Raw genomic sequence first — 12,693 nt, 5'->3', positions numbered from 1 at the left:
ATGAACTCCTATAGACAATCTTTCTTACTAATTGAGAAGAATCCTTTTTTTCTTTTCATATTGTTAGATTCCAGTTATTTTTCATATAATCTTTTATAAACTAGGTAATTTTCTATTTTTAGACTGCTGTTCATACGCATATCCAATATTGAAAAGCTCTTTTTCACCAAACTGTTTCCCTACAAACACTACACCGATTGGTTCTCCATTTTTATCATATCCAGCAGGAACCGCTAATTCCGGATAACCAGCTACAGCTGATAGAAGAACTTCATCGTTATTAATCATAACTAGAGCATCCAAACCTTTTTCTACTAAATACCTATCTAGCTCTTTTCTTGCATTTTCTTGACTCGTTTGCACTACGTTTTCAAACTCTTCTTTCGTTATAACAGATTTTTCAGACCCTTCAATTAATGTTTGTCCGTATTTTATTCGTCTTTTACTATCCTTTTTATTAAACGCTATAATCTCTTCTAACGATTTTACCGGTACATTCTTTTGCTGTGAAAGATAGTCGTTTACATTATGCTTGAACTCATATTCTAATGTTTGCAAATTATCTACACCCTCAGCACTTAACTGGATATTATCAGTTAATATCGCACCTGCATCTTGAAGGTCTTTTCTAATTTTTTCTGCTACTGCTTTTCTATTTTAATCTTGTTGGTCTACAGAAAAAAGAAGCCCTATCTTTTTCCCTTTTAATCCATCTATCGATAAATCCTTTGTATAATCAATTCTTTCTTTATCTTTCATTTTTTCTGTCATAACATCTTTTTCGTCATAACCTATCATTGCATTAAATAATGTTGCTGCATCTTTTACCGTTCTTGCCATAGGTCCTGCTGTATCAAGAGTTTCAGCTAACGGAATAATTCCTGTTCTGCTTACCATACCTAAAGATGGACGTAACCCAACTACTGATTGCTGCGCCGCGGGTGCAACAATCGATCCCGTCGTTTCTGTTCCAATTGCAAGCGGTGCAAAATCTGCTGCAACTACTGTAGCAGATCCTGAACTTGATCCTGAAGTATCGAATGTAATCGGACCGTACGGGTTTAAATTTTGTCCTTTCTTCCCGCTATACCCACTTGGCATTGTAAAAGATAAATAGTTCGCCCACTCAGACATATTCGCTTTTCCTAAAACAAATGCTCCTTCTTCTTTCAACTGCTTCACAATTGTTGCGTCTTGATCTGCAATCCAATCTTTTAATACATAAGTTCCTGCACTAGTCGGCATCACTTTTTCCGTCTGTACATTATCTTTTACAACGACAGGAATACCATATAAATTCGAATTTTTGTTTCTACCCCGCTCTTGATCTAACTTTCTTGCTTCTTCCATCGCATTAGGATTTATCTCTGTAACAGAATTTAATGTTATTCCATTTTGATCATGTTCTTGTATTCTAAAGAGATAAATACTCGTTAATTCTTCATATGACAACTTTCCATCATCAATCATTTTTTGAAGCTCATCTACAGTCGCATTTACGACTTCTTTTTCTTTTATCTTTACATTTTCTATATTGATTCCTTTAAGCTGATTATGTATCGGTTGTAGCACTCTTTCTTTATCATATACAATACGCTCAGGTTCCTTTGGAAAATAATTTTTATACACGTAATATCCACCAGCACACGCTAATAAGACAATGCCTCCAGTGATAGACAGCGTTACCTTTACCCATTTCTTCATGTTGCTTCCTCCACTCTATAAGATGCTTAGCTATACAAAAAAGAGAGTTACCTTTTACTTAACTCTCTCCAATCAAAATGCTAAATGAAAAAATGAAAGATTTCAATCTAATTACTTCTTTTTTTGCATTTGCTTTGCTAACATTTCTTTCACTTGATTATACGTTAACCCTGAATTTTTATTTAAACGCTTTACTTCCTCAACATCAGTACCTACCACTGTATATTTTTTCTCATCATTCATTTTTCTAATTCCCTTCTCACCGTATTATTTCTTATATTTCTTCCCTAAATACGCATAAATTAACACCACTACAAAAAAGGAAGCTGTTTTTAAGCACAGCTTCCTTCTCGTTACATATTGTATTTCTTAATAAAATTTCACTACATCTTCAGTAGGTAAGAACGTTCTTTCTGCTGGTTGTTCGTTTGGTTCACCAAATGGCATTTGACCTACTAAGCTCCACTCTGCCGGAATGCTCCAAGTTTCTTTCACTTCAGCATCTACGATTGGGTTGTAATGTTGTAATGACGCTCCAATTCCTTCAGCAGATAATAGCATCCACACAGTATGTTGTAACATCGCATTTCCTTGATGAGACCAGAATGGGAACTGATCTTTATATAATGGCGCATTTTCTTGCATTTTTTCTACAGTTGCTTGATCTTCAAAGAATAGAACTGTTCCTACACCTGCATGGAAGCCTTTTAGTCTTTCTACAGTCGCTTCAAAGTTTTCTGCTGGTACGCGGGCTCTTAGTGTTTCTTTAACGATATCCCAAAACTTTTCATGCTCTCCATCCATTAATACAACCATACGACCACTTTGCATATTGAAAGATGTTGGTGCGTGTAAAGCTGTTTTTAACACTTCTTCAATTCTTTCTTTCGTAATTGCATCGTTTTTTGCTACTTTACGAATTGAACGGCGGTTCACGATTGCTTCTTTTAAGTTTGTTGTAGTTGCTGACATTTTAATTCCTCCAAATGTTTGTTTTATAATTTATTTTGTTATTTCATAACAAGCGAATTAGCAATATCCATCGGTATTACATTGCATACCTTCAAATGAATTTGTTTTATCCTTTTCAATTTCTTTATCAATGACCCTTTCTAGTGTTTCTTTACTAGCAAGCCCTTGAATGACTTCATCTCCAATCATGACAGTTGGAACAGCCATAATATTCGCTTCATCATATGCGTGTTGAATTGCTTCTTGATGCTTTTCTTTATATTTACGAGTTACTAAAGCATCTTTAAATTCCGCCTCAGGAAGTCCTACTTCTACCGCTAATTTTGTTAACACATCAATATCTTCAATGTTTTGCTCTTCTTGGAAAAATGCTGTGAATACGCGGTGATGATACTCATTACCTAGTCCACGTTCTTTCGCAAATTGACATCCTTCGAAAGCTAAATGTGTATATGGATGCGGTGAAACACGTGGCAAGCGCATATCAATTCCTAACTTCTTCGCTGTCGGAAGAATGAAAGCATCCCATGAACCTAATTTTTCTGGTTCATTCCATGGATCTATTTTTGAATATGGACTTGGACGTAATTCAAATGGCATCCATTCAATCTCTACATCTTTCTCTTTCGCTACCTCATCTAATGGACCTTTTGCTAAAAAACAAAACGGACATATAAAATCTGAGTATACTTTCATTTTTACAGTCATAACTTTTACACCTTACCTTTATTGTTGTAATCAAATCGGTTACATAAATGACAAAAAAATATAAATATGATTTAAGCATTCATTTTTTCTTGCAAAGTTTCAAACAACTGCCCCATTGTAATATTTCTCAAAACTTCTTCCATCGCGGATTGTGCTTGAATTAAAATAATTTCTAACACCGCTTGAATATTCGCACCAATTGGACAATCTGGATTCGGTTTCTCGTGAATATGAAATAGCTTGTCTTCTTCGACTACGTTCACTGCATGATACACATCTAACAATGTGATTTCATATAAATCCTTTAGTAATCCCGCGCCACCCGGTCCACGATTTACGTAAACAAAGCCAGCTTGTTTCAAGTACGACATGATTTTACGAATGACTACTGGATTTGTATTAACACTCTCAGCCATATAGTCTGAAGTACAAAGTGAAGATGGATTGTTTTTCAAAATAGATAAAATATGAACAGCTATGGAAAAGCGGCTACTAATTTTCATCGTAATCACCACCTCGATGTAATCATTATAGTTACAACTAAAAAATAAGTCAATCCTTTTCATAGATTTTTTATAAGTAAATTAAAAAGTGTCCCATTATGATATATGAGACACCTCTTTTTATTCTGCAAATAGCGATTGAAATTCTTCAATAAATAGCTGCACAGCGATTGAAGAATCCTTTAATGAAGGAACAGCTAAAGCAATTTCTCTCCATACTTGTGGTTCCAATTCTCTCGTTTGCACATTTTTTGGTAAATTCGTTAAAGATAATTCAGCTAATATTGCAATGCCCAATCCTTCTTGAATCATATTTAAAGCTGTAGTAACTGTCGAAATTACATATTCAGCCCGAAGTGGTACGTTTGCTTGTTTAAACATATCAATAATGGGTGGTTCGTATCCACCCTTACATAATATGATCGGTTCATTCTCTAAATCACAAATTGTAAGAGCGTCCTTCTTACAGAGAGGATGATCCTCTCTTAAGATAGCAACCATTTTCCCCTTCGTTAATGGAACAATCTCCATATCTTTATTAGGCAAAATAACAATCCCTATATCAATAACCCTCGATACTAACCAATCTTCAACTTCTTTAATCGTCCCTTCACAAAGAACTACTTCTAAGTTCGGATACTTTTCCTTAAAAAGGTTTATCATTTTGGGTAAGAAATGTGCAGAAGCGCTCGGAAAACTCCCAATTCGAATCGTCCCAACTTCGTGTCCTTTCTCCATCGCAACTTCTTGTTCAATCTTCGCTACACCGTTCAAAATCTCTCTAATATGTACAAGAATCCTATTTCCTACATCCGTAACGAGTAGCCCTTTTCGTTTATCACGTATAAGAATCGTAACTCCTAACTCTGACTCAATACTTGAAATCGCATGACTAACAGCTGGCTGCGTCATATTTAACACCCTGGCAGCCTTCGTAAAACTACCTAAATCAACAGTTTTTATTAATACTTGCAGTTGTGTAATGGTCATAACTAATCACTTATACTCCTCATAAAAAAGATTCATTTTATTTATTACAGTCGATATCATATCATAGTGAAATGAATAACAACAAGGAGGTCTTTCAGTGACACAGCTTTCTCGAACTAAGACGGCCATCATCCTTACCTTTCTCGTTTTCATGTGGGGAATCAATTGGCCTTTATCAAAGTTTGCCCTGCATTATACACCACCTGTTTTATTTGCAGGCGTTCGAACTTTAATTGGAGGATTCATTTTACTTCTGTTCGCATTACCGAAATACAAAGAGTTACATTTAAAAGAAACGTGGCATTTATACGTTATTTCTTCCTTACTTAACATCATTATATTTTACGGATTACAAACTGTCGGCCTTCAATATATGCCTGCTGGGTTATTTTCCGCCATTGTATTTCTACAACCAGTTTTACTCGGTATTTTCTCGTGGATATGGCTTGAAGAATCAATGTACGGCTTGAAAATTTTCTGGCTTGTTCTCGGATTTATTGGTGTAGGCGTTATTAGCTCAAGCAGTTTAACAGGACATATTTCTGTTATTGGAATCCTTCTCGCGTTAGGATGCGCTATTGGCTGGGCACTGGGCACAGTATTCATTAAGAAGACTGGTCACCGTGTTAATGCCATTTGGATGGTAACACTTCAGCTTATTATTGGTGGTCTTTGCTTAATTGGATTTGGTTCAGAGTTTGAAAGCTGGTCTAGTATCGCTTGGAGTATGCCATTTGTTAGCGTACTTCTCTTTATTTCATTCTTTGTTATTGCAATGGGGTGGCTTGCATACTTCACACTTGTTGGAGCTGGTGAAGCAAGTAAAGTTGGGGCTTATACATTCCTCATTCCACTAATAGCTATTATTGTAAGTTCAATTTTCTTACATGAGGCTATTACCATTAGCTTATTCATCGGACTATTATTTATTGTTGTGAGTATTTGTTTTGTAAATATAAAACCGAAAACACTTGCTGTAAGGCAGCAAGTTGAATTGAAATAAACGTAAGAAAGAGCCTACTGTTTGTAGGCTCTTTCTTACGTCTTACTTTTTACGACGTACTACAAAAACACACGCACTTACCGACGATACTATGGCAAAAATAGATAAGACAATTGCTATCAATTGCATATTACTAGTACCTTCATTTTTTTCTACACTAGACACTTCACCATGTTCTCCTGTTAATGACGTACCTTTTGCAATTGTAGTAAGTGAATGCGGTTTTTCAGCTTTTTCATCGCCTGTCCATTCAACAATTTCTTCATCTTTATATTGTTGATATGCGTCCCAAGCTATTTTTTGCTCTTTATCCGGATTTTTAGCGACGAAAGTAAATCGCTGGAACTGACCGGGTAAAATCCCTTCTCCTGTTGCTTCCCATACTACAGTTTTAACTTTTCCAGCTGTATCTTTTTGCTCCTCAACTTTCCATCCTGGCACTGGTTCATACTGCTGGAACTCTACTCCAGACGGTATTTTCAGTGTAACTTTTGTTGTTGCTACATTTTTTTCAACTGGTACTTTTATCGTATATGCCTCCCAAGAACCAACGTCAGAAGTTGCTGGTTTTACAGTGACGTGCGCACTAACAGGTAACGAAAACATTCCCATTGCAATAATTGTTGCGATCATTGTTGTTCCTAATTTTTTTATACGTTTCATTTTCTATTAGCTCCTTTTCATACATAGCTTCTTTTTATCTGCCACCGACAATAAATTTAAAATCTGTATCGAAACTATCAAGAGATTTTGTTAACCCATGAACATGTATATTCCAGTTTCCTGTCATATTAATATACATACCTTCTGCTTCATATTCTCCTGGTGAAACTACTGAAACTTTAAATGAACCTTTTCCCATGTTCATATCTAATGATTGAGTCGTCAATATCATTTGTTCCATATCAGTAACAGGCTGTCCCTTTTCGCCCTTTAGTGTAATATGGAATTTATTTTGTCCTACCTTATTCGGACTTACATTTAGCGTAAGTTCATATCCATTATCTAATTGCTTACTCTCTGTAAATGGTCCAGTAGGAGGCATCGGTGGTGTTTGTACGTTTGTCATAAAAGCTACGATTACGAAAATGATAATTCCAATGACAAACTCTACTTTCACCGTAGCTCCTAATCCTTGCTGCGCTCTTATTCTCCCTTTCACATAATGAATAATTCCCAATATCCCCATGAAAATAAATAATAGTATCTTTGCTAATAAAGCCAATCCATACTTCGTATCAAATAACGAGTGGATTGTTGGAATAAAAAATGTACTATTAAAAAGGCCTGTTATTAAAATCACAATGACAGCACCTGTTGCCCACGGTGAAAAACGCTTAATCATATCCCAATACATATGCCACTTATTATCCTCTTTACATAAAAGAAGAATAATAGATGATAAACCACCAACCCATAATGAAGCTGCTAATAAATGTAGAAAATCCATAACGACAGCAATGTCTTTAAACTTTAAACCGTATGCGTGACTATTAAAGGCCTTCATAACAAGTAGCCCTATAAACAATAGTATTGGAATACTCCATACTTTAAACGACGAAAACTTCTCATGCTTCACCGCAAAATACGTAACAATTATAAGCGTACTAATGAGAACCATTTGAGTAATCCATACATAACCAAAAACAGAAAGCTGTAATGTTTCTTTTAATAGTAAAGGATTGAATGCTTCTAGCCATGAAACATCAGCATTTATTTTCGCTTGCAGTGGTAGATTGAATAACAAGCTAATCAATATCCCAAATAAAGAGATCCATATTATGTTCTTACTCCTTGATCGAACCGAGGTTGCATTACCTTTATACATAATAAGATTAAAGAATAGCACTCCTATAAATAGTGAGAAACTTGTATATAAAATTCCACGTTCCATAATCATATCGATTTGTGGGACGTAGCCCATCTCTTCCACTTGTATATCGTCTGTTTCCGCTTCCGCTAATCCAACCCGGAACGGGATAACTCCTTGAATTGGATGTCCATCAGCTGAAATAGCTTTCCACTGAATAGAGTAGAGACCATTTTTGAGATTTTCTTTTAATCCGGCTTCTAATAGTTTTTTATTTTTTTTATCAATATGAGCATCTTTTAAATCGACTCTTTTACCTGATGTATCTCTCACGTACAATGTATTAAAACGTGAAACTTGTATGTCCTCATCGAATTCAATTTTCACAACAGATGGTGCTCTCTTCAACGTTTCATTTTCCATAGGGTTTGATTTCACAACGTACGCATGAGCAGATGCACTTTTCGGTATCAATATGATAAGCACACATGCAAGTAATAACCATGTCCCTAATCTTCTCATTACTTTCACACTCATTTCACTTCTTTCTTCCTCATCGCTCTATTTTCATTACTTTAACTTCCGAAGTTTGATTCTCGGGCGAAATATTAACCTGATTAAATATAAACTTCTATAAAGTATAACTCTTATTTCTCTTCCACCTCTAAACTTCTAATATAATAGTAACTATCACTATAGATACAACTTACATTTTTAAAGTCGATTGTTATTATATCATAAAATATATTTATGTAAGTTATCAAAGAAGAAAAGTTATCGTGAATCATTTGTGAAGAAAATGTGAAATGCATAAATAAAAAGGTGTTACGTAATAACGTAACACCTTTTTAAAAATATCCTTCTTCTATTTCTCTTCCGGATAATCACAATACTCGATAATCGTTCCTTCTGTATCCGCTGGGTTAAGATATATTAATCTTCTACCGTGCTTATTAATCCGAAGTGTATGCTCTAACGTTCGAATTCCTTGTTCTTTCAATTCCTCTAAAGCCACATCTAAATCATCTACTCGATACGCAACGTGATGAACACCTTTACCTTTTTGTTTAATAAAACGGGCAATTGGAGATGTCGTATTATTTGTCGGTGCAAGTAATTCAATTCTATCTCCATCCACTTCAAGAATGGCTACTTCGCTTTCCACACCAGGAGCTTCACTTACGTAACGATCTATTAAAGTTCCTAGTAACACATTTTCATAAAAACGTATCGTACTATCTATATCTCGAACTGCGATTCCGATATGATCAATTGTTTTTTTCATTTTATTTCCCCTACTACTTTATTTTTTCTCATTATTAATAGTAACAAAAAAAGCTATAGAAACAAGTCTATAACTTTTTTTATTTAACCTATTTTCTTATCCGCTCTAGTTGCTGGTTGAACTTGGTTTTTCACTTTTAAAATGCTAATGCCATATCCGATAAATCCACCGATAATCGCTGGGAAGATCCAGCCTAATCCTACTTCCTGCATCGGAAGGAATTTAGTGAACACTTGGCTTACTACTTCAATGTTAACTCCAGCTGCACTTAATCCATCAAATAAGCTGATGATAAATGTTACGATTAAGCTTACTTGATAAACTTCAGCTCTTCCTTTAAATAATGAATGGAAGAATGTTAAGAAAATCAATACGATTGCTAGTGGATAAATTGCTGTTAATACTGGAACAGAAACTGCGATCAATTGTGTTAATCCTACGTTTGCAACAATTGCACTAAATACACATAGCGTAATTGCAATTGCTTTGTAAGGAACATTTGGGAATAACTTATGGAAGAATGAAGAACATGCTGATACAAGTCCCACACTAGTTGTTAAACAAGCTACTGTAATCATTAATCCTAATAATACTCCGCCATATGATCCGAAATAGTAGTTAGAAACTTTCGCTAATACTTCTCCGCCGTTCTCTAAATGTCCAAGCTTTGCAACACTTGAAGCACCCATATAAGAAAGTGCTGTATAGATAATTGCTAAAATAGATGCTGCAATAATTGTCGCTTTTGCACAAACGACCATAATTTGTGTTTTCGTTTTCGCACCTTTTTCTTTAATAGCATTGATAATGATAATCCCGAATACAAATGATGCTAGCGTATCCATCGTTAAGTATCCTTCTTGGAATCCTTTAAAGAATGCATGTGATGTATAAGCTTCCACTGGTGCTTGCATATCTCCAATCGGATGTATAAAAGCAACGATTACTAAAATACCGATGAAAGTCAACTTAATTGGCGTTAAGATTTTTCCAACAATATCGACAATTTTCGCGGGATTTAGCGAAAAAAAACAAGTGATACTAAAGAATATAATTGTGAAAAGAATTAAAGGTGTAGAACCTACTCCTTCTGGCATAAACGGCTTAAGACCAATTTCATAAGAAACATTTCCTGTTCTTGGTATTGCAAATAACGGACCAATCGCTAAGTATAAAACTGTTGTAAACACAATCCCAAACACTGGGTGAGCACGACTAGCTAACGACTGCAAATCATCTTTACCTGAAAAACCAAATGCTAGTACACCTAGTAATGGTAATCCAACACCAGTTACTAAAAATCCAGCGTTAGCAATCCATACATTCTCTCCAGCTGATTGACCAAGCATCGCTGGAAAAATTAAATTTCCCGCTCCAAAAAATAGTGCAAATAACATTAATCCAATAACTACTATGAACGAAAACGGTACTTTATTCGCCATAATATAACCCCCATTCAAGTTTCCTTATCTCATTTTCCAATTTTAACTAATTGAATTTTCTGAATATTTAATTTAAGTATCAACTATTCTTGAATTCATTATAGTTTGCTATATAATATTTTGCAATACTATTTTCGAACTTTTCTTTTATTTTATAAATATACATTTTTTAACATGAAAAATAGACTAAAAAACCAACACGGTCATCCATGTTGGTTTTTCCATTTACTATCATAAATTAAAATTTCGCTGCTACTTTTTTAACGTTTTCTAGACCTTCTTCAACAATTTGTTGTGAACGATCTGGATATTGATTGTGCCCTTCAATTACAACTGTCTCTGGATTTGTAATTCCCCAGAATCCAAGTACAGTTGTTACGTAATTAACTGCCATTTCCATAGGAGCCATTTGCTCTGAAGAGTAATCTGAACCACGAGCACCTAACACAACTACTTTTTTACCACCAACTAAACCTTCTGGGCCATTTTCTGTATATTTAAACGTTTTTCCAGCTTGAGATAAGTATGAAATATATGTGATTAATGGTGCTGGTACTGTAAAGTTCCATAATGGGAATGCAAATACAACCTTATCAGCTTCTAAAAACTGATTTAAATATTGATCTACTATAGCAACTGCCTTCTCTTCTTCAGCTGTTAACTCCATGCCTTGGCTACGTTTATATCCACCTGAAATCGCGATATTTCCGTAATAAGGAAGATCTAATGCAAATAAATCTAATTCCGTAATTTCTGTATTTGGATTTGCTTCTTTATAAGTACTTACAAATGTTTCATACATTTTTGAACTAACTGCTTGCTCCGCTGGACGATCGTTTGCTTTTACAAATAATACTTTTGACATTTTTTTATTCCCCTCTACATTCGTATTTTCTTCTTTTTTACCAAATAATGAGCTAAATAGTCCCATTTTCTTCACCTAATCTTTCTTTTCATATTCATTATTCATCATCATAAAAATTCTTATTCTAAGAAAAAGTTCCAATAGATACCTTAAGTTAAGCCGCCGAAACTTTTTGTTATTTAATTACCTTATGTAAGCAATTGTAATATAGTCACTTACTTTAGTCAAGTAACTTTTAATAAAAAATAAAATCTCAATTTAAAAATATTAACTAAAATACAATTGAACACCAAATACATCTTTATTACTTGTATAATAAACTTAGAGAGGAAAATTCATATATAGAAAGGATTTATTCATGAGCACTATAGAAAAGATTCAAACTTTTATTATTCTTTTTGCTGTTACATGCGGCATCGTACTCGGACAATTTAATATGATACATACGTATTCAGACAAATTTATTGTCCCCTTCTTATTTTTCATGCTATATGGATTATTCCTCAGCATCCCATTAAAAGAAATAAAAAAAGGATTTCGCAATTTAAAATTTGCTGGAACAAGTCTTACTATTAACTTCTTATGGACACCTTTACTCGCTTGGGGGTTAGGGGCACTATTTCTTTCCGATCATCCAGCACTTTGGGTTGGATTTATAATGTTAATGGTTACTCCATGTACAGATTGGTACTTAATCTTTACTGAAATAGCGAAAGGTAATGTAGCACTTTCTACTGCAATTTTACCTGTAAATTTAATTTTGCAAGTTCTACTCCTTCCCATTTATTTATTTTTATTTGCTGGTGTCATGAAAACTGTAGCGGTTTCTGTTTTAGTAGAAAGTATTGTTATCGTAATCGTCTTACCATTTATACTTGCACACGCTACAAAATTCATTATGAATAAAATAAAAAAAGCTGAAACTCTCGAGAATAAACTCATTCCGTTTTTTAGCTCTGCTCAAATTGTATTTTTAAGTTTAGCAATAGTAGCGATGTTTGCATCACAAGGTAAATATTTACTACAAAATATGAATGTTGTTTTATTATTACTCGTCCCTGTTCTATTGTTCTTCATCATTAATTTTTTACTAGGACAATTTATCGGGCGCATGATGCATTTATCTTACAAAGATACAGTAAGTCTAAGCTTAACAACGTTAGCAAGAAACTCACCTGTTGCACTCGCTATCGCTGTGACCGCTTTTCCAGATGAGCCTCTTATCGCACTTGCACTCGTTATTGGACCATTGATTGAGTTACCAGTACTAGCTTGTGTGTCACAAGTTTTGTTGCTTATTAAGAAAAAACGGCAATACGCATAATAAAAAACGTCCCATTTTGGGACGTTTTTTATTATGGAAAGATTACATACAACACTTATTTCTTATTTATCATTACAAATGAAATTA

12 protein-coding genes and 1 pseudogene are annotated in these 12,693 nt (G+C 34.4%); 2 read left to right on the top strand and 11 right to left on the bottom strand.

Annotated features, from left to right (window positions below; translation table 11 throughout):
• Positions 1-93 precede the first annotated feature (93 nt).
• The 6 genes and pseudogenes from QO049_RS11975 to QO049_RS11950 form a co-directional block, all read right to left on the bottom strand.
• Positions 94-1,704 (bottom strand): annotated as a pseudogene (locus QO049_RS11975) (amidase family protein).
• A gap of 111 nt (positions 1,705-1,815) precedes the next feature.
• Positions 1,816-1,947: a hypothetical protein gene (locus tag QO049_RS11970; protein WP_000997344.1), complete on the bottom strand. Its 132-nt coding sequence runs from the start codon at positions 1,945-1,947 to the stop codon at positions 1,816-1,818.
• A 126-nt stretch (positions 1,948-2,073) separates the two neighbouring features.
• On the bottom strand, positions 2,074-2,676 hold the full coding sequence (locus QO049_RS11965) for a nitroreductase family protein (RefSeq protein WP_246962549.1): 603 nt from the start codon (positions 2,674-2,676) through the stop codon (positions 2,074-2,076).
• A gap of 57 nt (positions 2,677-2,733) precedes the next feature.
• On the bottom strand, positions 2,734-3,384 hold the full coding sequence (locus QO049_RS11960) for a DsbA family oxidoreductase (RefSeq protein ID WP_000216673.1): 651 nt from the start codon (positions 3,382-3,384) through the stop codon (positions 2,734-2,736).
• Between the two features lie 71 nt (positions 3,385-3,455).
• Positions 3,456-3,887, bottom strand: coding sequence for an Rrf2 family transcriptional regulator (locus QO049_RS11955; protein WP_000704082.1), 432 nt, complete (start codon positions 3,885-3,887; stop codon positions 3,456-3,458).
• A 120-nt stretch (positions 3,888-4,007) separates the two neighbouring features.
• Positions 4,008-4,877 (bottom strand): LysR family transcriptional regulator, encoded by an 870-nt coding sequence (locus QO049_RS11950; RefSeq protein ID WP_000156749.1) that lies wholly within the window; start codon positions 4,875-4,877, stop codon positions 4,008-4,010.
• A 97-nt stretch (positions 4,878-4,974) separates the two neighbouring features.
• On the opposite strand from QO049_RS11950, the gene QO049_RS11945 reads away from it, so the two are divergent.
• Positions 4,975-5,880, top strand: a complete 906-nt coding sequence (locus tag QO049_RS11945) for a DMT family transporter (protein WP_284489281.1) — start codon at positions 4,975-4,977, stop codon at positions 5,878-5,880.
• Between the two features lie 42 nt (positions 5,881-5,922).
• On the opposite strand, the gene QO049_RS11940 is transcribed toward QO049_RS11945, so the two are convergent.
• The 5 genes from QO049_RS11940 to QO049_RS11920 all read right to left on the bottom strand — a co-directional run bounded on the left by QO049_RS11940 (position 5,923) and on the right by QO049_RS11920 (position 11,348).
• On the bottom strand, positions 5,923-6,543 hold the full coding sequence (locus QO049_RS11940) for a YcnI family copper-binding membrane protein (protein WP_065704352.1): 621 nt from the start codon (positions 6,541-6,543) through the stop codon (positions 5,923-5,925).
• Between the two features lie 34 nt (positions 6,544-6,577).
• A complete protein-coding gene (locus tag QO049_RS11935) occupies positions 6,578-8,227 on the bottom strand; it encodes a copper resistance CopC/CopD family protein (protein WP_246962547.1) in 1,650 nt (549 codons plus the stop codon).
• Between the two features lie 328 nt (positions 8,228-8,555).
• Positions 8,556-8,975 (bottom strand): VOC family protein, encoded by a 420-nt coding sequence (locus QO049_RS11930; RefSeq protein ID WP_000750850.1) that lies wholly within the window; start codon positions 8,973-8,975, stop codon positions 8,556-8,558.
• Positions 8,976-9,058: 83 nt separating this feature from the next.
• The gene (gene brnQ / locus QO049_RS11925; protein ID WP_001284783.1) at positions 9,059-10,417 is read right to left on the bottom strand and encodes a branched-chain amino acid transport system II carrier protein; all 1,359 of its coding nucleotides are present in this window, start codon (positions 10,415-10,417) and stop codon (positions 9,059-9,061) included.
• A gap of 238 nt (positions 10,418-10,655) precedes the next feature.
• Positions 10,656-11,348, bottom strand: a complete 693-nt coding sequence (locus QO049_RS11920) for an FMN-dependent NADH-azoreductase (protein WP_087875201.1) — start codon at positions 11,346-11,348, stop codon at positions 10,656-10,658.
• Positions 11,349-11,640: 292 nt separating this feature from the next.
• Here QO049_RS11920 and QO049_RS11915 point away from each other — a divergent pair, with 292 nt between their 5' ends.
• Positions 11,641-12,606 carry an arsenic resistance protein gene (locus QO049_RS11915; protein WP_000103804.1) on the top strand — a complete coding sequence of 322 codons (966 nt, stop codon included), beginning with the start codon at positions 11,641-11,643 and terminating at the stop codon, positions 12,604-12,606.
• Positions 12,607-12,693 lie beyond the last annotated feature (87 nt).

This window comes from Bacillus sp. RB3 (assembly GCF_030164735.1).
GTDB classification, from domain to species: Bacteria; Bacillota; Bacilli; order Bacillales; family Bacillaceae_G; genus Bacillus_A; species Bacillus_A cereus.
The sequence above is the reverse complement of the archived record's forward strand: the minus strand, read 5'-3'. Positions and strand labels throughout refer to the sequence as shown.

Coding starts and splice junctions, on each gene's coding strand:
- QO049_RS11970 (WP_000997344.1), bottom strand. CDS start 1,947: ATGAATGATGAGAAAAAATATACAGTGGTAGGTACTGATGTTGAGGAA.
- QO049_RS11965 (WP_246962549.1), bottom strand. CDS start 2,676: ATGTCAGCAACTACAACAAACTTAAAAGAAGCAATCGTGAACCGCCGT.
- QO049_RS11960 (WP_000216673.1), bottom strand. CDS start 3,384: ATGACTGTAAAAATGAAAGTATACTCAGATTTTATATGTCCGTTTTGT.
- QO049_RS11955 (WP_000704082.1), bottom strand. CDS start 3,887: ATGAAAATTAGTAGCCGCTTTTCCATAGCTGTTCATATTTTATCTATT.
- QO049_RS11950 (WP_000156749.1), bottom strand. CDS start 4,877: ATGACCATTACACAACTGCAAGTATTAATAAAAACTGTTGATTTAGGT.
- QO049_RS11940 (WP_065704352.1), bottom strand. CDS start 6,543: ATGAAACGTATAAAAAAATTAGGAACAACAATGATCGCAACAATTATT.
- QO049_RS11935 (WP_246962547.1), bottom strand. CDS start 8,227: ATGAGTGTGAAAGTAATGAGAAGATTAGGGACATGGTTATTACTTGCA.
- QO049_RS11930 (WP_000750850.1), bottom strand. CDS start 8,975: ATGAAAAAAACAATTGATCATATCGGAATCGCAGTTCGAGATATAGAT.
- brnQ (WP_001284783.1), bottom strand. CDS start 10,417: ATGGCGAATAAAGTACCGTTTTCGTTCATAGTAGTTATTGGATTAATG.
- QO049_RS11920 (WP_087875201.1), bottom strand. CDS start 11,348: ATGGGACTATTTAGCTCATTATTTGGTAAAAAAGAAGAAAATACGAAT.
- QO049_RS11915 (WP_000103804.1), top strand. CDS start 11,641: ATGAGCACTATAGAAAAGATTCAAACTTTTATTATTCTTTTTGCTGTT.